The sequence below is a fragment of the Agrobacterium sp. 22-210-1 genome (genome assembly GCF_053522525.1).
Window position 1 is genome coordinate 1759576 of sequence record NZ_JBNWCI010000001.1, and the last position, 18614, is coordinate 1778189.

General features: G+C 61.2%; 21 protein-coding genes, 1 pseudogene and 1 riboswitch. Of the genes and pseudogenes, 8 read left to right on the forward strand and 14 right to left on the reverse strand.

Features of this window, described 5'->3' with window-relative positions; all coding sequences use genetic code 11:
* Positions 1-95: 95 nt before the first annotated feature.
* Positions 96-584: a GNAT family N-acetyltransferase gene (locus tag ACQZ5F_RS08825; RefSeq protein WP_003509304.1), complete on the forward strand. Its 489-nt coding sequence runs from the start codon at positions 96-98 to the stop codon at positions 582-584.
* Between the two features lie 21 nt (positions 585-605).
* Positions 606-1170 (forward strand): annotated as a pseudogene (locus ACQZ5F_RS08830) (type 1 glutamine amidotransferase family protein).
* A gap of 174 nt (positions 1171-1344) precedes the next feature.
* Here the strand turns inward: ACQZ5F_RS08830 and ACQZ5F_RS08835 are convergent.
* The 6 genes from ACQZ5F_RS08835 to ACQZ5F_RS08860 all read right to left on the reverse strand — a co-directional run bounded on the left by ACQZ5F_RS08835 (position 1345) and on the right by ACQZ5F_RS08860 (position 5384).
* Positions 1345-1659, reverse strand: a complete 315-nt coding sequence (locus ACQZ5F_RS08835; protein ID WP_225246394.1) for a hypothetical protein — start codon at positions 1657-1659, stop codon at positions 1345-1347.
* A gap of 4 nt (positions 1660-1663) precedes the next feature.
* Positions 1664-2377 carry a CbtA family protein gene (locus ACQZ5F_RS08840; protein ID WP_052817537.1) on the reverse strand — a complete coding sequence of 238 codons (714 nt, stop codon included), beginning with the start codon at positions 2375-2377 and terminating at the stop codon, positions 1664-1666.
* An 11-nt stretch (positions 2378-2388) separates the two neighbouring features.
* A complete protein-coding gene (locus tag ACQZ5F_RS08845) occupies positions 2389-2571 on the reverse strand; it encodes a CbtB domain-containing protein (protein WP_046798597.1) in 183 nt (60 codons plus the stop codon).
* Between the two features lie 160 nt (positions 2572-2731).
* Positions 2732-2960: riboswitch (cobalamin riboswitch) on the reverse strand.
* A 91-nt stretch (positions 2961-3051) separates the two neighbouring features.
* On the reverse strand, positions 3052-3972 hold the full coding sequence (locus ACQZ5F_RS08850) for a cytochrome c (RefSeq protein ID WP_046798596.1): 921 nt from the start codon (positions 3970-3972) through the stop codon (positions 3052-3054).
* Between the two features lie 87 nt (positions 3973-4059).
* Complete coding sequence (locus ACQZ5F_RS08855; protein ID WP_052817533.1) at positions 4060-4494, reverse strand: c-type cytochrome; 435 nt, start codon at positions 4492-4494, stop codon at positions 4060-4062.
* Between the two features lie 245 nt (positions 4495-4739).
* Positions 4740-5384: a LysE family translocator gene (locus ACQZ5F_RS08860; protein ID WP_225246393.1), complete on the reverse strand. Its 645-nt coding sequence runs from the start codon at positions 5382-5384 to the stop codon at positions 4740-4742.
* A gap of 132 nt (positions 5385-5516) precedes the next feature.
* Here ACQZ5F_RS08860 and ACQZ5F_RS08865 point away from each other — a divergent pair, with 132 nt between their 5' ends.
* Positions 5517-6227 (forward strand): helix-turn-helix transcriptional regulator, encoded by a 711-nt coding sequence (locus ACQZ5F_RS08865; RefSeq protein WP_046798593.1) that lies wholly within the window; start codon positions 5517-5519, stop codon positions 6225-6227.
* On the opposite strand, the gene ACQZ5F_RS08870 is transcribed toward ACQZ5F_RS08865, so the two are convergent.
* Together ACQZ5F_RS08870 and ACQZ5F_RS08875 are read right to left on the reverse strand one after the other, a co-directional pair.
* Positions 6216-7061 (reverse strand): metallophosphoesterase, encoded by an 846-nt coding sequence (locus ACQZ5F_RS08870; protein ID WP_225340035.1) that lies wholly within the window; start codon positions 7059-7061, stop codon positions 6216-6218. The two genes, ACQZ5F_RS08865 and ACQZ5F_RS08870, sit on opposite strands and share 12 nt — an antisense overlap.
* 123 nt (positions 7062-7184) lie before the next feature.
* Positions 7185-7787, reverse strand: coding sequence for a superoxide dismutase (locus ACQZ5F_RS08875; RefSeq protein WP_046798591.1), 603 nt, complete (start codon positions 7785-7787; stop codon positions 7185-7187).
* 220 nt (positions 7788-8007) lie between these two features.
* Here ACQZ5F_RS08875 and ACQZ5F_RS08880 point away from each other — a divergent pair, with 220 nt between their 5' ends.
* Positions 8008-8352, forward strand: coding sequence for a hypothetical protein (locus ACQZ5F_RS08880; RefSeq protein ID WP_175414438.1), 345 nt, complete (start codon positions 8008-8010; stop codon positions 8350-8352).
* 67 nt (positions 8353-8419) lie between these two features.
* Here ACQZ5F_RS08880 and ACQZ5F_RS08885 read toward each other — a convergent pair whose 3' ends face one another.
* Positions 8420-8962, reverse strand: a complete 543-nt coding sequence (locus tag ACQZ5F_RS08885; protein ID WP_225340034.1) for a GNAT family N-acetyltransferase — start codon at positions 8960-8962, stop codon at positions 8420-8422.
* Between the two features lie 96 nt (positions 8963-9058).
* On the opposite strand from ACQZ5F_RS08885, the gene ACQZ5F_RS08890 reads away from it, so the two are divergent.
* Complete coding sequence (locus ACQZ5F_RS08890) at positions 9059-9946, forward strand: LysR family transcriptional regulator (protein ID WP_137083746.1); 888 nt, start codon at positions 9059-9061, stop codon at positions 9944-9946.
* Positions 9947-10155: 209 nt separating this feature from the next.
* On the opposite strand, the gene ACQZ5F_RS08895 is transcribed toward ACQZ5F_RS08890, so the two are convergent.
* The gene (locus tag ACQZ5F_RS08895; RefSeq protein WP_225340033.1) at positions 10156-12519 is read right to left on the reverse strand and encodes a methyl-accepting chemotaxis protein; all 2364 of its coding nucleotides are present in this window, start codon (positions 12517-12519) and stop codon (positions 10156-10158) included.
* 166 nt (positions 12520-12685) lie between these two features.
* On the reverse strand, positions 12686-13567 hold the full coding sequence (locus ACQZ5F_RS08900; RefSeq protein WP_225340032.1) for a branched-chain amino acid aminotransferase: 882 nt from the start codon (positions 13565-13567) through the stop codon (positions 12686-12688).
* A 330-nt stretch (positions 13568-13897) separates the two neighbouring features.
* Between ACQZ5F_RS08900 and tam the strand changes: the two genes are divergently transcribed.
* Entirely contained in the window at positions 13898-14668 is a 771-nt protein-coding gene (tam, locus tag ACQZ5F_RS08905; protein WP_225340031.1) for a trans-aconitate 2-methyltransferase, read from the forward strand.
* Positions 14669-14670: 2 nt separating this feature from the next.
* On the opposite strand, the gene ACQZ5F_RS08910 is transcribed toward tam, so the two are convergent.
* Positions 14671-15039, reverse strand: coding sequence for a VOC family protein (locus ACQZ5F_RS08910; protein ID WP_052817514.1), 369 nt, complete (start codon positions 15037-15039; stop codon positions 14671-14673).
* Positions 15040-15087: 48 nt separating this feature from the next.
* Complete coding sequence (locus ACQZ5F_RS08915) at positions 15088-15798, reverse strand: helix-turn-helix transcriptional regulator (protein ID WP_225340030.1); 711 nt, start codon at positions 15796-15798, stop codon at positions 15088-15090.
* 191 nt (positions 15799-15989) lie between these two features.
* Between ACQZ5F_RS08915 and ACQZ5F_RS08920 the strand changes: the two genes are divergently transcribed.
* Entirely contained in the window at positions 15990-16916 is a 927-nt protein-coding gene (locus ACQZ5F_RS08920) for a bestrophin family protein (protein ID WP_225340029.1), read from the forward strand.
* Between the two features lie 110 nt (positions 16917-17026).
* Positions 17027-17854: an aldo/keto reductase gene (locus tag ACQZ5F_RS08925; protein WP_225340028.1), complete on the forward strand. Its 828-nt coding sequence runs from the start codon at positions 17027-17029 to the stop codon at positions 17852-17854.
* A 25-nt stretch (positions 17855-17879) separates the two neighbouring features.
* Here ACQZ5F_RS08925 and ACQZ5F_RS08930 read toward each other — a convergent pair whose 3' ends face one another.
* The gene (locus tag ACQZ5F_RS08930; protein ID WP_225340027.1) at positions 17880-18491 is read right to left on the reverse strand and encodes a LysE family translocator; all 612 of its coding nucleotides are present in this window, start codon (positions 18489-18491) and stop codon (positions 17880-17882) included.
* Positions 18492-18614: the final 123 nt, after the last annotated feature.

Below are 18614 nucleotides of genomic sequence, written 5' to 3' on the forward strand. Positions count from 1 at the left end.
GGCTCGACAGATCATATTGTCAACAAGCCGCCGTCAGGCGGCTTTGTTGTTTTCAAACGTCCTGACGGCACCGATAAGACCAAAGGACCGAAAAAATGACCGAAGATAGCTCCCTTACACTGGAAAGACCGCCCGTCGTCATCATTCGCGGCGCGCGCAAGACGGATTTGCCCGAGCTTAACGAGATGATCACGCTGCTTGCCTCCTACCACGGCGATGCGGCGGCAATCACGCCGGCCAAGCTTGAGCGCGACCTGTTCGGCCCCCTGCCCTGGGTGCATGGCCTTGTCGCCGAAGCCGATGGCGCGCTGATCGGCTACGCACTGCTTCTGCCGCTCTACAGGGCGCAGGAAGGCCGGCGCGGGCTTGAGCTGCACCATCTCTTCGTGCGCGACGGCCATCGCGGCCACGGCACCGGCCAGCATCTGGTTTCCCGCGCCCGTGATATCGCCAAGCGGCTGGGTTGCGACTATCTTTCCGTCAGCGCCACAACCGGCAATGTGGCGGCGCATCGTTTCTACGAAAACATGGATTTCGCGCCGCGTCCGGTTACCGGCATGCGCTACATGCAGTCCATCGCCTGATCAAAACCGACGGAGACGGCCATGACACGGATCGCCATTGCGCTGGCACAGGATTTTGCGGACTGGGAACCGGCGCTGCTTGCAGCGGCGGCACGCAGCTATCTCGGCGTCGAGATCGTTCAAGCCAGCCCGGACGGGCGGCCGGTAACATCGATGGGCGGGCTGAATGTGACACCCGAAACCTCCCATGCTGCGCTTGATCCTGACAGCATCGATGCGCTCGTCATTCCCGGCGGTCTCAGCTGGGAGAAGGGCGCGGCCGCCGATCTTGGCGGGCTGGTGCATCGCTTTCGCGAAAAGGACCGGCTGGTTGCCGGTATCTGTGCGGCGGCAAGCGCGCTGGCGGGCACGGGTATCCTGAACCATGTCGCCCATACCGGCAATTCGCTCGCCTCACACAAGGCCTATCCGGCCTATAATGGCGATGGTCTTTATCGCGACCAGCCGAAGGCGGTCAGCGATGGCGGCATCATCACGGCAGCCGGCAGCGCGCCGGTGAGTTTTGCGGTGGAAATTCTGAAAAACCTCGGCCTCTTTGGTCCGGAAGCCGGCGGAACTTCAGGTTTTTGCAGCGGAGCATCGGTAAGGCGCAGCCGTCTTGATGCCGTACAATCTCTCCACCTCCCCGTCATTCCGGCCTTGAGCCGGAATCCAGCCGACGCGCGTCTGCGCGGCGAGAAGAGTCTTTTCAGCCCAGGGACCTGGGCTGGCCGGATACCGGCTCAAGGCCGGTATGACGGAAGTGGGAACATCAGGCCAGTCAGTGCCGATCAAGCACCCGGCAGACACGCGCCGCAAACTCCGGCCCCTCGCCGGCAATCGCACGGCGGATATCGCGGCTGTTCAAATGCAGGCTGCGGCCGGCGGGCAAGTTTGAACGTTTTATCTTGGCGATTGCCGCAGCGGCAAAGGCAGCTTCGTGGTCATAAAAATAGGCAAGCGCCGCATCACGATCGGGACTTTTGCCCAGAGCGGCCTTGAAGGCAAGGCGGTGCACGGCGCAGAAAGCGCCGTGACCGGGAACGGCAAAACGCAGCGCATCGAGTTCGTCACTCCACTCCGCTGCGTCCTGCATGGATTTACGCCGACTGGAAGCGTTTCAGGAAAAACGCGCTCAATGTTCCAAGCAGCGCCCAGAAAACGAAGCTGGTGATGGTGGCGGCAACGATGAACTGCCGTTCCAGCGGCAGCGGCGCCAGCGCATGTTCGCCTTCCGGCGGCAGCGGCGCGCCCACCACATGCGGCGCGACGATCAACACCAGAGCCATAACGATGGCCCAGGGCTCGCGGCGAAACGCGATCAGTGCAATGCCGCCGGCGGTTGCGGCAACCGTCGAGAGCCACCAGATCTGCCGTGCCTCAAGTGCTGCGGCCGGGCTTCCCGGCAATTCCGGCGGCAGGCCGATCATCGGTGCGAGCATCACGGCGGCAAAACCGGCAACGCCCCACAGAAGGCCTTCGCGCCAGCCGGCATCGGTGCCGCGCAGCGAGATGAGACCGGTCAGAACAAGCGCGTAACCGATGGCGGTCAGCACATTGGCAGCAACAGTATAGGCGGTGCGCTCGAAACCATCGGCTGGAGCCCATGCCTCGTCATTATGCTCATGGGCGGGAACAGCAGCGCCGGGTGCTGCCGCATCATGGCTATGGGCCGCTTCGCCGCCGGCGCTTTCAAAGGTTTCGGCCTGAAGGATGAGCGGCGTGGTGCCGAAAGCCTGCATGGCCGAGACGGCCAAACCGCCGACGATGCCGACCAGGACGGCGGTAAAGACGATATTGCGAAAAAATGACATGCCGTTTTCCCTCAATGGCAGGGGAAGGCATTGGCATGACGCGTGTCATGCGCGGCATTGTGAACGGCTTCCACATGCGAAAAGCCGACAAAACCGACGACGAACAGGCCCAGCACGATCGCCGTCAGCGATTGCGCGAAGCTGCCCGTTTTTGCTGAAACGGCTGCATTGGCCGTATTCTGCTGGATAGACATGGTGACCCCTCTCCCGGCGCGACCCCGCGCCATAAGAAGCGGCCGAATGGCCAAAGCCACAAGACCGCATATGATACACTTCACCACGGGGATACGAGACTGACACAGGGATATCGAACCGACGACCCTGACATTCCGCTCTTCCGGACACCCCGCCGGCATGGACATTTCCGCGATGGCAGGTCTCCTGGCTTACGGGTCAAAACCTGAAACACCTTCCCGGCATCGCCCTCGCCTTGAATAGGGGCGAGATGGCTTGCCAGTGGCATTTCGTTTCAGGCTCTCCGCTCACAGTTGCGGGGGCAGCCACGAATGAGGATCGACTCCCTATCGTGTTCCCTTTTCACCTTCCGGAACGCCCGGAAGGAACCATCACGGTCATGTTATCCGCCGGGTAAGTGCGGGAGTCAATGGCGGCGAGATGTTCATACGGCCGGCAACGCACCTCATTCAATGTCATCCGTCGGGCGAAGTATCGCCTTACCGAGACGGGATCGCCTTAAGGTAGGCGGCAATGGCATTGCGGTCTTCGGCGGTCAGACGCGCCATGTTCTGCTGCACCTTGACCATGGAGCCGCCGACGCTGTCGAATTCCGGGGTGAAGCCGGTTTCCAGATAACCGGCAATATCGGCCGTCGTCCAGGCGCCGATGCTCTGAGAGCCGGGCGTGATATCGGGGATACGGCCCTCGCCTTCCGGGTTGGGGCCGCCGGCCAGCCATTTGTCTTTCAGGAAACCGCCGAGAGCATCGCGCGGGGTATGGCATTCGCCGCAATGGCCCGGCCCTTCCACCAGATATTGGCCGCGCAGCAATTCGGCATTGGCATTGGCAAGCTCGACGCGCGGCGGTGCGGAGGTGTCGAAATACAGGAACTTCCAGCCGCCGAGCGCCATGCGCAGGTTGAAGGGAAACGGCAGATCGTGATCCGGCGCGTCATTCTGGCTGGCCGGCAGGGTTTTCAGATAACCGAACAGGTCGTTGACATCCTTCTGCGTCATGCGCGCATAGGAAGCGTAAGGGAAGGACGGGTAAAGATGTTCGCCGTTCTTTCCCACCCCGCGCGTCATGGCATCGCCGAATTCCGCCAGCGTCCAGCTGCCGATGCCGTGCTGCGGATCAGAGGAAATATTGGGCACATGGAAGGTGCCGAAGGGACTTTTCAGCGGCTGCCCGCCGGCGAGCGTCCGCAGCGCGTCACCCGTGGCATCCGGTGCGGCATGACAGCTTGCGCAGCCACCCGCCCAGAACAGCGTTTCGCCATTGGCCAGATCCGGCTCGCCGAGGCTGACCCAATGGCTGGGCGCCTGACGCTGCGGCGCGGTGACCCAGGCGAAAATGCCATAGCCGGCAATGGCCGCGATCACGGCCCCGCCCACAAGCTTCGTCCAAATGGAAGACATACCCCTCTCCCCATTCCCACCCGAGTTGATCAGGTGTCTTTCAACGTGAAAAAACGCCGCCGGGAAGCGGCGTTTTGAAATTCGTGATTATTTCTTCAGACGATAGGTCTGGTGGCAGGTGCCGCAATCGGCGCCGAGCGTCTGCATGGCGGTGGTGACGCCCGCCTGATCGGTGGGGAGATTGGCAAGAACCGTATCGGCATCAGTACCGAGCTTGGCCGCCTTGGCCTTGAAGTCCTCGAAATTTTCCCAGATGGCCGGAGCCGCCGCGCTGCCAGTCTCGGTGCCGGCGGGGAACTGTTCGGGGAAAGCCTTGGCGTTGGTGCTGATGGTCGTGACGGCAGCCTTGACGGCTTCGGCATCGAAGGGCTTCTGGCCCTTGGAGATGGCAGCGAGCGCACCCATGGAACCGCCAATCTGCTTCATCATGCCTTCGCGTTTTTCGACTTCGCCGGCAGCATAGACCGCTCCGGCGCAAAGACAGCCGAAAAGCATGGCCGCCGCGATGGTTTTCAGTTTCATACACTCTCTCCTTGATTCCGGCAGGTGCCGGACGCTTGATGGAACGGCGCGAGGATGCCCTTCCCGCATGGCGAAAAGAAGTCACATTGCGGTGAATTCCGCCGTGAAAACAGAAGTCTAGAGTATCAGGCCGAAAAGTATCTGACGGTTGTCCCACAAGACCCCGTGACAAAACAACGGGCCTTGGCAGAGCATTCGTTGGTGTGCGGGGAATGGCCTCCCTGGAGCGGCAGTATCTGTTCCTCTTATTCGCCGAGGCTCCACGACAGGGCTTCCCAAAATGTCAGCAGCGCTGCGGCAACCAGCATGAAACCGGCAGCGCGACCGATGAAGATCGTGGCACCGGGGGAAGACACCAGCCATTGCCGGCTTTTATCCGCCGTCAGCGCCAGCGCGCCATAAACGGTAAACTGCGTTACCGCCACCATCGCGCCCATCACCAGCCCCTGCATCCAGATCGGACCATAGGCAGGTTTGAGAAATTGCGGGTAGACCGCCATCATGAACAGATAGGCTTTCGGGTTGGAAAGGCAGGTCAGCACCGCACGCCAGAACGCTTTTTTCACTGAGGCGCTCGCCTGCGCCTCATCGCCATTCACGACGATTGCGCTGCGCATCAGGCCGATGCCGATCCAGACCATATAGGCAGCGCCGGCAATGAGAAGCGGCAGGAACAGCGACGGCATCCAGGTGGCGAGCAGGCCAACGCCGGCCGCGCCATAAAGCGAATGCACGATGCCGCCGGCGCTCATGCCGCTTGCGGCCGAAAGGCCGGTTTTCTTGCCGCCCGTCAGCGCACTTGCCAGCACGAACAGCATGTCCATGCCCGGCAGGATGATGATGCCGAACAGGAGCAGAAAGAAAAGCCAGAGATTTTCGGCGTAACTCATGTCAGTATCTCCCCAGACGGTTCACGGCACATTTAGGAATATGCATGTTTCTCAATGTGTTTTGCCGTTTATAGGAAAAGACAACTGACAGCATTGTGTCAGTTGTCTTGAAAAAACGCCGGGAAAATGTCAATGCGCAAGGCGTCGAGACTGTTCGAGATCATCCAGATCCTGCGACTGGCGCGCCGGCCAGTCACGGCACAGACAATCGCCGACAAGCTGGAAGTGACGGCGCGTTCGGTCTATCGCGACATAGCCGCCCTTCAGACCATGCGGGTGCCCATCGAAGGCGAGCGCGGCGTCGGTTATATTCTGCGACCCGGCTTCAGCCTGCCGCCGCTGATGTTTTCCATCGAAGAGACCGAGGCAATCGTGCTGGCGCTCGCCATGGTTGGCCGTTCCAGTGATACCGAATTGCGGCAGGCAGCGAAAAAGGCCAGTGACAAGATTGCCGCTTCCCTGCCCGAACCCCTGTCCAAAACCCTGTCGGCCAATGCCCTGCATGCCTGGGGCAGCATCGCACCCGCGCCTGTCGGCATCGATCTTGCGACGGTCAGGCGTGCGGTGCGCGATGAAGAACGGCTCGAAATCAGCTATCGCGATGAAACCGGCACAGAGACCCGGCGGCAGATCCGGCCCATTGCCGTGATCTATTATTCGGAGACGGTGAATATCGTCGGCTGGTGCGAGTTACGGCAGGCGATCCGTAACTTCCGCTCGGACCGGGTCTTGACCTGCGAAAGCACCGGCAGCTTTTTCAAGCTGGAAGGTGAAAAGCTGCGGCAATTGTGGATGAGCGGCTGGCAGAGCAACCAGCCGGGCATTCCATCCTCACAGCCGTAAGAGGCGATCCTCCTCGCGGCCAAAACCGCGAATGACGATCCGATCTTCGAAAACATCGGCGATGGCGAAAGTGTTCTGGTCGGGCGTATCCACCATGCCCTTGAAATTGACGAAGTGGGTGTTGCCCAGCACACCGTAATTGCCTTCGTGATTATGGCCATTGAACCATGCGACGGCTGAAGAATGGGCGCTGAGAAGATCGACAATGCGGGGCGCGTCCCACATGTTGTGAGCGTTTTCCGGATAAAGCGGATAGTGGCACAGCACGACCACTTTTTCGCCGGCCGTATCCGATTTTTGCAGGACGTTTCGCAGCCATTCGAACTGCTCGTCGCTGAGCGAGGCGTTCCAGTCCTGTGCATTGATCGCGCCCGCTTGCTGCAGGTGCTTCAGCCGCTCCTGCGCAAGTGCACGACGCGGATCGTCGAGCGGCGGGGCGAAGAGACTGACCTCGTTGCCATCGAGCACGGCGAAGCGGACATTGCCGATGGCGAAGTCATGCCAGGGCGCCGGCATGCCAAGGCGGGCATGGATGGCGGTCAGATGCCCCGGCGCGACCGAAAAATCATGATTACCCGGCAACAGGACCGAGGGGTGGCGAAGCCCGTCATAAACACTGAGGATCGCATCGAAATTGTCGAAACCGCGGTCGATGATGTCGCCAAGCGTCACCACAAAGGCGAGGTCCTCTTCGTTGAAGACGGCGATCGCCTCGGAGAGCTTTTTCGGGCTTTCGGCATAATAGCGGCCCATGTCCGGACGGGGATCGGCATTGGCATATTGGGGATCGGCGACGATGCCGAAGGAGAAGAGAGGCTTGCTTTTTTCACTCATGATGCGCCGCGATAAACCCGGCTGATGACAGGCTTGTGACAAGCGGCCGGAACGGCACGCACGCCCCAAAAGCAGAACACCCGGCACAAAGGCCGGGTGTTCAAAAATTCCGTTCGCCAAGCCTTACTTGGCAGCGGCTTCGTAACGCTCCAGGACGTAGTCCCAGTTGATGAGGTTATCAACGAAGGCTTCCAGGTACTTCGGGCGCAGGTTGCGGTAGTCGATGTAGTAGGAATGTTCCCAGACGTCGACGCCGAGGATGGGATCAGCGCCATGAACCAGCGGGTTTTCGCCGTTCGGGGTCTTGGAGATTTCGAGCTTGCCGTTCTTGACGGAGAGCCATGCCCAGCCGGAGCCGAACTGGGTGGTGCCGGCAGCGATGAAGTCAGCCTTGAACTTGTCGTAGCCGCCGAGATCGGAAGCAATCGCCTGTTCCAGCTTGCCCGGCAGCTTGTTGCCGCCGCCGCCCTTCTTCATCCACTTCCAGAAATGGACGTGGTTGTAGTGCTGGGCAGCGTTGTTGAAGAGGCCGGCATTGGTGCCAAAGGACTTCTTCACGACTTCCTCGAGCGACAGGTCGGAAAGACCGGCTTCGGCAGCCAGCTTGTTACCGTTGTCGACATATGCCTTGTGGTGCTTGTCGTGATGGAACTCGAGCGTCTCGCGCGACATGTAAGGTGCAAGCGCATCGTAGTCGTAGGGGAGTTCGGGAAGTTCGAAGGCCATGGTTTTTACTCCTTTTTGCAGCGGGTTACCGCTCCTAGAAACCGTGTGAGCGGACCATAGGAGCGAACCTCTGTTTGGGCAACCTGCGAAATATCAAAATGTTCCGACAAAAGAGAAAATTCGTCTCGAGCCGGCTGCCACCACATTTGTTTCACAACCCTGGCGTACCGTTTTCCACCCTATCGGTTCGCTTTTACCGAAAATGCAGGAAGGAAATTCCATGACGCGCTTCATCACCCGAAACATTCTCTTCTTCGCAGCCTTCGCATCCCTGGCACTCCCCGCCGCCGCATCATCGGATGATGCGTGGAAGGAATTCGTGGCGGATGTGCAGACCGCCTGCCTTGCGGGCGCCAGGGACATGATCGAGGATGCCAAGGCAGTGGTTGATCCCGTCGGCAGCGAGAATTACGGCCTTGCCATCCTTACCGGCAAGGCGAAAGGCGCGGATGCGACGGTCAGCCATATCTGCGTTTACGACAAGAAGACCAAGGCGGTGGAACTGGGCAGCGAGCTGGCCGGCGATACGCTGAAGGTCGAAATCCCCGGCTCCACCAAGCCTTAATTCTTCCAGCGAGAGCGGGATTTCAGGCGAAAACCGCTCACGGTTTTCGCCATTCCGCCCTGACGACTCAGAAGCGCGGCGTGGTGTCACCCTCGCCCAGCGCACGCTGCATCAGCACGGTATCCAGCCATTGGCCGTGTTTCCAGCCGATGGATTTGAAGGTGCCGATATGCTCGAAACCGGCGGCACGGTGCACGCCGATCGAGGCGGCATTGGCCGAATCGCCGATGACCGCGATCATCTGCCGGAAGCCGCGTGCGGTCGCCTCCGCAATCAGCGCATCGAGCAGCTTGCGGCCGATGCCCATGCCTTTCATGGCCGGATCGACGTAAACGGAATTCTCGACCGCCGCGCCATAGGCCGGGCGTGCGCGATAGGCGCCGGCATAGGCATATCCGGCTACCTTTCCGCCGACATCGGCGACGAGATAGGGATAGTTACCCTCCACCAGAAGGCGACGGCGCTCGGCCATCGTCTCCACCGTTGGCGGATCGATCTCGAAGCTGGCGCGGCCATGAAGCACGGCGTCCCGGTAAATTTCGGTAATGGCTGGAATATCCGTCTCTTCACAGGGGCGGATGGTAAGGCTGGAAACGGTGGGAAGGGTCATTCTCTTGTCCTGCGGATCATTCACGCCATCATTGTGCATTGCGGCGCATCCAAAATAAAGATTATCTATCTTATACAAACGATAAGGTTTTCTTTGATGATGGACCTCGATCTGCGGCAGGTGCGCAGTTTCATGGATGTGGCTGATCTCGGCAGTTTTTCCGCCGCCGCCGACAAGGCTGGGCTAACGCAGCCGGCCATCAGCCTGCATATAAGGCTGCTCGAAAAGCAGCTTGGCGTGCGGCTGATCGAAAGGGTCGGCAGACGCGCGCAGCCGACAGCGGCGGGCCGGGATTTTCTCATCCATGCAAGGCGGATTGCGGAAGAAGTGGCGCATGCCATCGATACCGTCGCGCCGCATCGCAGCGGGGTGACGGGACGCCTGCGCATCGGCACGGGCGCCACCGCCTGCATCTACCTGCTGCCGCCGGTGCTGGGCCGCATCCGGCAGGCGATGCCAGGCATCGAAATCATCGTGCAGACCGGCAATACCCACGATATCTTGCGGCTGCTGGAGGCCAATACGATCGACGCGGCAGTGGTGGCCCTGCCCGCCAGCGGCCGCAGCCTCGACGTCAGCGACATCCATCTCGACGAACTGGTCGCGGTTTTCCCGCATGGCGCCGTCCCTGATGCAACGGCACTCACCGCCGAAACACTTTCGACGCGGCCACTGCTGCTTTACGAGGGCGGTAATACGCGCAGGCTGGTGGATCAATGGTTTTCGACGAGCGGCCGCACCGTGCAGCCCGCCATGGAACTGGGCAGCGTCGAGGCGATCAAGAAACTGGCGGGCGCGGGCCTTGGGCTTGCCATCGTGCCGCGCATGGCGATGGAGCACGAAGGGGCGGCGTCCGGGCTTGAATGGCGCTCTCTCGTCCCGCCGCTCGAAAGGCGGATCGCGCTGGCGATGAGACGCGACAAACATATGACCGCGCCGCTGCGGGCGCTTGCCGCTGCGCTGCCGGATGTGCGGAAACGATGAAGCCCGCACCTGTTGCGGATGCGGGCCCGGGCAGTTGAGGAGGACACTTTTCTTCCGTTATGCCGGACTTGATCCGGCATCCAGCCACGGCGCGTCTGCGCCGTGAAAGGACTCTCTCGCGATCAAGGACTTGATCGCATTGGGCCCCGGATCAAGTGGTGACGGCGGGTGGATGCCAGTTCCTCGCCATATCCAACGCTGGATCGCCTTCAGAACTCCGCCCAGTCATCACCCCTCACGGCCAGCGCCGCATTGCCGCGTGCGGCAACCGGGCGGGCCTTCAGAGCAGGATGGGCCGGAGCGGGATAGGCCGGAGTGCGGCCGGGGCTTGCGGCGCGCCGCATCTGCCTTGCCGTCTCATGCAAGGCGGAGGCCTGCTGGCCGAGCTGGAATTGCGAAAGCAGCGCCTGGAGATTGGCGCATTCCTGCGCCAGCCCCGCGCCGGCCGCGTTCATTTCCTCAACCATGGCGGCATTTTGCTGCGTGGCCTGATCCATGTGGTTGACGGCGGTATTCACCTCGGAAAGACCGGCCGACTGTTCCTGCGCCGCCGTGGCGATGGCGTCCATATGGGTGTTGACGGAAAGCACCAGCTGTTCGATCTCGGAAAGGCCGACGCCAGTATCGGCCACCAGCCTGACGCCCTCGCCCACGGCGATGGCGGAGGTGTTGATCAGCTGCTTGATTTCCTTGGCGGCATTGGCGGAACGCTGCGCCAGTTCGCGCACTTCCTGCGCCACCACGGCAAAGCCCTTGCCGGCATCACCCGCCCGCGCCGCCTCGACGCCGGCATTCAGCGCCAGAAGGTTGGTCTGGAAAGCAATCTCGTCGATAACACCGATGATCTGGCCGATCTGGCGCGAGGAATGCTCGATGCGTTCCATGGCGGAGACGGCATCGCGCACCACCTTGCCGGAAAGATCAGCCTTGGTGCGCGCATCGCGCACCGTGTCGCGTGCATCGCTCGCCCGCTTGGAGGTGGCGGTGACATTGGCTGTGATTTCCTCGAGCGCGGCGGCGGTCTCTTCCAGAGACGCGGCCTGCTGCTCGGTGCGACGGGACAGATCGTCGGAGGCGGACGAAACCTCATGCGCGCCGCCGTTCACCGTCTGGACGGAGTGGCCGACGCTTGTCAGCGCCTCGCGCAGCTGGTGGACGGAGCTGTTGAAATCATGCCGCAGCGCCTCGAATTGCGGCGCGAACGGCGTAGCGATCTCGCAGACCATATCACCGGAGGCAAGCCGGCGAAGGCCGCCGGCCAGCGAGCCGGTCGCCTGATTGAGCCGTTCCTCGGCCTCGGCTTCGGCGCGCTGCTGCAATTCGACGCGGTCGCGCTCGGCCTTGTCGCGATTGGCGTCCGCCTGCATCTCCAGCTCGCGGTTGCGAATGGCCGCTTCGCGGAAGATTTCCACCGCGCGGGCCATCTCGCCGATTTCGTCGCTGCGTCTGGAGCCGGATACATCGACGGTCAGGTTGCCGGTGGACAATTCCATCATCGCTTTGGTCAACCGGCTGATCGGGCGGGTGACGCGGCCGATGATGACGGCAAGGCAGAGAATGCAGACCCCAAGCGTGAGGATGAAAGCCGCGAGATAGATCATCGCGCCGATGAAGGCCTGCTGCTTGGCCTTTTCAGCGCTTGCATTGAGAACCTCCATCGCCTCGGAGGCGATTTTCGCGACCGTATCGAGGCTGGCCGTGACCGTATTGCGCCATGTATCGATGGTGAAGGACGGCGTGCGGCCGTTATTCAGATCATCGACAAGCTTGGCGCGCTGCGCGACGAAATCGCCCTTGAAATAGGTCCGGTCGGCAGTGGCGTAGATATCCTTCAGGGCTTGCGGCGTTGATTCATGCGCGACGAGTTCGCCGGTGGCTTTCCACGCAAACGCCGCGCCGGCATCGAAATTACCGAGCTGCTGGATCTCCTGCGGGGTGAGCGGCCGCTGCTGGGCGACGACCGCATTGATGACGACGGTGGCGCTGCCGCCGAGCGCACGTGCCGACCAGCCATAGGATCTGAGCTGTATGAGACCGGTCAGGCTCTGGTCCAGCGAGCGAACCTCTCCCTCCACCGCGGTCGATCCCGTCTCAAGTGCGGTCAGGAAATCCTGGCCGAGCGCCAGCACAGTCTTGTCCAGCCCGTTTTCGCGACGGTCGAGCGGCAGGGTAACGTTGGCGTCGACCTTTTTGCGCAATTCCTGAAATTGCGTGTAGATATCCTTCACGCGGGCAAGCGGCGCCTGAAGGCCAGCCTGATCAAGTGCGGCAGACTGTTCGAGGAAGGCGCCCATCGCTGCATCCACCTTCTGGCGCGATGCCTGCACGCTGGCGATGGTATTGGCGGTCTTCGCCGGATCGACGGTCAGCGCCGAGGCACTGTTGCCGCGTTCGCTGCGGAAATTCAGCAGGGCGTTAAACAGCAGCCTGTCGAGCGAAACGAGCTGCGCGACGTCCGAAAACGTGCGGGCGCGATGAACGGATTGCCACATGGCGTTGCCGACAAAACCCGCAAGTGCGATGCCGACAACCAGAAAAAAACCCACAAGTATATTGCGTATGCTGAAAAACATTGGTGGCCCCCATAGCCTAAATCGATAATGCCGCAGACTACAGGGTGGTTTTCTAAAATTGGATTAAATTGCCCCTTAATTTTCAGGGTAAATATCGCAAGGCAAAATAAAAGCCGCGACGGTTATGGACCCATCGCGGCTTCTGAAAACAGGACTTGCTGAAGGCTCAGACGTCGGTGCCGAGACGCGCCCAGTCCATGTAAAGATCGAGCGCCTTGCGCGCCACGGGTCCGGCCTGCAATTCCCGGTCATCGAGCTTCACGACCGGCGATACTTTCGAATAATTGCCCGAGCAGAAGATTTCATCGGCCTCGCGGAAATCCTCGACCGACAAGGTCGCCTCGCGCACATCGAAACCGGCCTGGCGCAGCAGGCCAATCACCCGTGAACGGGTGATGCCGGCAAGGAAAGTGCGGTTCGGAACGGGGGTGAGGACGACGCCGTCCTTGACCATGAAGATGTTGGCGGAGGCCGACTCGGCAACATTGCCGTTCATGTCGCGCATGAGGGCGTTGTCGAAGCCGCGCGAACGGGCTTCCAGAATGGCGCGGCCGCTATTGGGGTAAAGGCTGCCGGCCTTGGCGTCTGTCATCGCGGTTTCCGGCGAAGGGCGGCGCAGCGGCGAGACGGTGAGCGTCAGCGGCTTGCCGGCATCCATCGGCGCTTCGAAAAGGCAGAGCGCAAAGCGGGTGGAACTGGCATCCGGCGCCACGACGCTGCCGGGCATGCCGTGTTCGGCCCAATACATCGGCTTGATATAGATCGCCATCTCGCCGTCGAATTTCTTGACGCCTTCCAGCGCCAGGTTCTCGATCTCTTCCGCCGTCATGGTCGGCTTCATGCCCATATTGACGGCCGAGCGGTTGACGCGCTGGCAATGCAGATCGAGATCGGGCGCCACGCCATCGAACCAGCGCGCGCCGTCAAACACCGTGGAGGCCAGCCACATGGCATGCGAGGTCGGGCCGATGAGCGGCGGATTGCCGGGCAGCCATTGACCGTCAACATAGGTCCAGGTGGTTGATCGGGGTGCGGTATCGACGCTCATGATGGTCTCCTGTCTCAAGCGTTTCGGTAAAAACGCTCCGTCTTTTTGTCTTGCAGCAATTCCCGGCGCAAAACGCTTTGCACTTTATTGGAAATGCTCTGGAAATCGGCCGGAGTGAATGCCTCTCGCCTGATGAGGTCAAGTTTTAATTGCCGCGATTTCAGATTTTGATGGAAAATAACAAAGCGACACCCCGGGAAAGATGTTTTATGAGGCGAAACAAAAGGTTGGTGAATAGGTTCATCACAATAATTCATGCATCGGATGATGGCGGCGCTATTTCGCCCGTGCGATGCTCACGGTCTTACAGCTCTCTTGCAGGAGGAAATCATGGCATGGTCCGCCCAGCAATATCTCAAATTCGAAGATGAGCGGACACGTCCCGCCCGGGACCTTCTGGCGCAGGTGCCGCTGGAGCGAGTGCTGAACGGCTATGATCTCGGCTGCGGGCCGGGCAATTCCACCGAGCTTCTGACCGACCGTTATGGTGTCAATGTCATCACCGGCATCGACAGCGACGACGACATGCTGGAAAAGGCCGCGGACCGGCTGCCGAATACACGTTTCGGCAAGGCCGATCTTGCCCAGTGGAAGCCGGCGCAGAAGGCGGACCTGCTTTACGCCAATGCCGTGTTCCAGTGGGTGCCGGATCATCTCACCGTTCTCTCGCAATTGATGGACCAGCTGGAAAGCGGCGGGGTTCTGGCCGTGCAGATGCCCGACAATCTGCAGGAGCCGACGCATCGCGCCATGGAGGAGACCGGGGCCAACGGCGCGTGGAAAGACACATTTGCCGATGGCAGGCTGCGGCGCAAACCCCTGCCCGCGCCATCCGACTATTTCAACGCACTGGCGCCGAAAGCCGCTCGCGTGGATGTGTGGCACACCATCTACAATCACCCGATGAAGGATGCGGAAAGCATCGTCGAATGGGTTAAAGGCACCGGGCTTCGCCCCTATCTCACCGCCGCCGGCGAGGAAAACCACGAAGCCTTCCTCGCCGACTACACGCGGCGCATCGAGGCGGCCTATCCGCCGATGGCGGACGGCCGCCTGCTTCTGCGCTTTCCACGGCTGTTTGTGGTTGCGGTGAAGAAGTAACGTTAGCCCGCGAAGGCATAGACCCTGAGACGGTGGTTGTCGGGGTCAGTGGCCGTAAAGGTATAGCCGAATTCCATTTTTGCGGGCTGCTGCAGCATGGCGACGCCTCTTGCCTGCCAGCCGGCGAAAGTCTCATCCACCTGAGCGTCGGTTTCGACACGGAAGGCAAGCTCGCCGCCACCGCCCGTCGCCGCTGCCTTCGGCTCCACCGTGTGACGCGACCAGAGGCCGAGCTTCATGCCGTTCTGAAGCACGAAAAGCGAGAATGTGGGCGAGGATTCGACCGGCTCCGTACCCAGCAGGGTTTTGTAAAACTGCGTGCTGGCCGGCGGGTTATCGACATAGAGGATGGTGAAATCGGGGTGGGTCATGGTCGTTCTCCTGTGTTGCGGATGAACGATGTCTAGACCCGCCTGCTGTCAGTTTTTGTCAGCATGATCCCGCCGCCGCCGCTGTTTTTCGCGCTCGCGCCATTCTTTCAGCAAAGCCTGCCGGCGGCGGGGATAACGGCTGTTCAGAGGGCGGAAAGTTTCGATGCGATCGGCCCGGAAACTGCGAAAATCCTGCCGCGTCTCACACCATGCCAGCACCACCCGCACCAGATCGAAAAATGCGAGTGCGAAAGGCCAGATCACCCGCTCCGTCAACTCTCCCATTTCGTCACGATAGGTTATCACGACCTTGCTCTCCTTGCGGATCGTATCGCGAATTTCGGCGAGATCGACGCGGATGGCTGCCATGGCTTGCCCGGGGCCGATGAGCAGAGTGGAATTGTCGAGTTCTTCGCGCAGGGCATCGGGAAGCACGGCGGCGATCTTGACGAGCGCAGCACGCGCGGCTTCGGCCAGCCCTGCATCGGCACGACCCGCCACCCAGCGCGAACCCAGCACCAGCGCCTCGATTTCCTGCCCGGAAAACATCAGCGGCGGCAAAAGGAAGCCGGGGCGCAGCACATAACCCACGCCGGCCTCGCCCTCGATATCCGCGCCCTGCGCCTGAAGCGTCGCTATATCGCGGTAGAGCGTGCGCAGGCTGACGCCGGTCTGCGTGGCAAGGGCCGCACCGCTGACCGGCAAGCGGTGGGAACGAAGGATCTGCAACAGATCAAGCAGCCGTTCTGAGCGTGACATGCGACATTTCCTTCCATCCGCCCATTCGGATCGTGCCGCCGACATTCGCCGACGCGACCCGAGGGGTAACTCCGCCCGCTGCCGGGCGCAACCGCGCAAAAAGGAGTGGACAAGCCCGACGTGCCATCATGTAAATATGTGCGGGGATTTTCGCGTTCCCGCCACCATCACAGGCATTTTGAGTCTCCACCATGATCGTTCGTCCAAAACCGAACCTGCTGCAACTTTTCACCATCCTGCGCGGCTCCATCGTCGTCCGCATCTTTCCGCAGGTGCTTGCCGTTTTCCTGCTGTCGACGCTGGTTGTCTGGGCGCATAAGGTCCGGCCGGATCTGGTGCAGGCGCTGAACGGCGCGCCATTTTCGCTGCTCGGTATTGCGCTTTCGGTGTTCCTCGGTTTTCGCGCCAATGCCTGTTACGACCGCTGGTGGGAGGCCCGCAAGCAATGGGGCGCGCTGATGACCGGGGCGCGCACGCTGGCACGCCAGAGCACCATGCTCGAGAGCCGGCAGGATGTCGCCGGTCCCGTTGCCCGCCGGCGGATCATCGATCTCGCAATCGCCTTCTGCCATGCGCTGGTCTCGCATCTGCGCCCCGGTGACGCGACCGCCACCGCGGCCCGCCTCATTCCCGATGACATTTCGCAGACCTATGCCCGCAGCCGCAACAAGCCGGACATGCTGTTGCGCGAAATATCCGGCGCCTTCGTTTCCGCCAATGCGAAGGGGCAGATCAGCGATATACAGTTGCAGATGCTGGATGCCACCGTGCAGCAGATGGCGGCCGCACAGGCCGCGTGCGAGCGTATTCGCCATACGCCTGTTCCCTTCGGTTATTCGCTGCTGCTTCACCGCACCGCGCATCTCTTCTGCCTGCTTTTGCCGTTCGGTTTCACGGATCTGCTCGGCTGGGCCACGCCTTTCACCAGCACGCTCATCGCTTATACGTTTTTCGGTCTCGATGCGCTGTCCGACGAGCTGGAAGACCCCTTCGGCTCCGGCTTCAATGCGCTGCCGATCAATGCGCTTGCCACCACCATCGAAATCAATCTGCGCGAGGCGATGGGCGAGACCGATCTGCCGGCCGACCCGCGCCCGGTGGATTACGTGCTGATGTGATATCGTCCCGCCGGGTTGAAACCGATTGCTCGGACACCAGTTAATGAAAGACGGCTTCCCCGCCCGGCCTCCCCCGCCGGCCATGTTTTCAGCAAACAGGAGAGACATCCATGTATGACGTCAGCGCGAATGGCGCGAATATTCCCGCCCTCGGTTTCGGCACCTTCCGCATTCCGGAAGACGATATCAGGCGCATTCTGCCGGAAGCGCTGAAACTCGGCTTCCGCCATGTGGATACCGCCCAGATCTACAAGAATGAGGGGGCCGTCGGTGAGGTCATCGCGCAATCGGGCATTTCCCGGCATGATATCTTCCTGACCACCAAGGTCTGGGTGGACCGTTACCGTCACGACGATTTTCTCGCCTCCGTCGATGAAAGCCTTGCGAAACTGAAGACCGACCATGTCGATCTGCTGCTGCTGCACTGGCCGAAAAGCGATGTGCCGCTTGCCGAACGCATGGGCGCGCTGAACGCGGTGCGCAAGGCCGGCAAGGCGCGCAATATCGGCATTTCCAACTTCAACGTGGCGCTGACCGACGAGGCGGTAAAACTGTCGGACACACCGCTTGCCACCAACCAGATCGAATATCACCCCTATCTCGACCAGACGAAGGTGATTTCGGCGGCGCGCAAACACGGGATGTCGGTGACGGCCTATTATCTGATGGCCGACGGCCGGGTGCCGAACGATCCCGTTCTGAAGGATATCGGCGCGAAACACGGCAAGACCGCCGCGCAGGTGACCCTGCGCTGGGCGGTGCAGCAGCCGGATATCGTGGCGCTTTCCAAGACCGCGACGGAAAGCCGCCTCAAGGAGAATTTCGATGTTTTCGATTTTGCGCTGACGGAAGAGGAAATGCAGGCGATCCACGCGCTTGCAAAGCCGAATGGCCGCATCGTCAGCCCCGGCCACCTCGCGCCCGATTGGGACGACTGAGGCAACGGGGCCATCCGCTCCCGTCTTATCGCTCGGTCAGGGCCAGCTTCACACCCAGCGCCACGAAAGCGGCCGCGAAGCTGCGCCGCAGCCAGGCGAGAACCGCAGGGCGTGACACCACCTGCCGCCGGACCGAGGCGGCAAAGCAGCCGTAAAGCGCAAAGACCAGAAACGTCATGGCCATGAAGATCAACCCGAGATCGACCATGCGCCATGTCGGCAAGGCCTCATCCGGCGCGATGAATTGCGGCAGGAAGGCGAAAAAGAAGATCGACAGTTTGGGGTTCAGCAGATTGATGAGGATCGCCTCGCCGATGATGCGGGCGGCTTTCTGAGGCTCCCTGGTGTCGTCGATCTTCAGCGCACCGTCTTCCCGCAGCGTGTTCCACGCCATGTAGAGAAGATAGGCGACCCCCAGATATTTGACGATACCGAAGGCCAGCGCACTGGCGTGCAGTATGGCGGCAAGGCCGGTGATGGCGGCGAGCAGATGTGGCACGATGCCAAGCGTGCAGCCGAAGGCCGCGACGATGCTCGCCCTCGCCCCCTGCGAAAGACCGGCGGCCAGCGTGTAGACCACGCCGGTTCCGGGAGACGCGGCGACGATGAAAGATGTGATGAGGAATTCGGGTGTCATGGTGCGGGTGTGTCCTGTGGGTGGAGGACAGGAGCATGATGGTGCGTGGGGTGCGCGTCTTGGATGAAATTGCAGCACAGACGCTCGAAGGCTCGCGCCGAAGTGGCGAGTCACACTACCGGC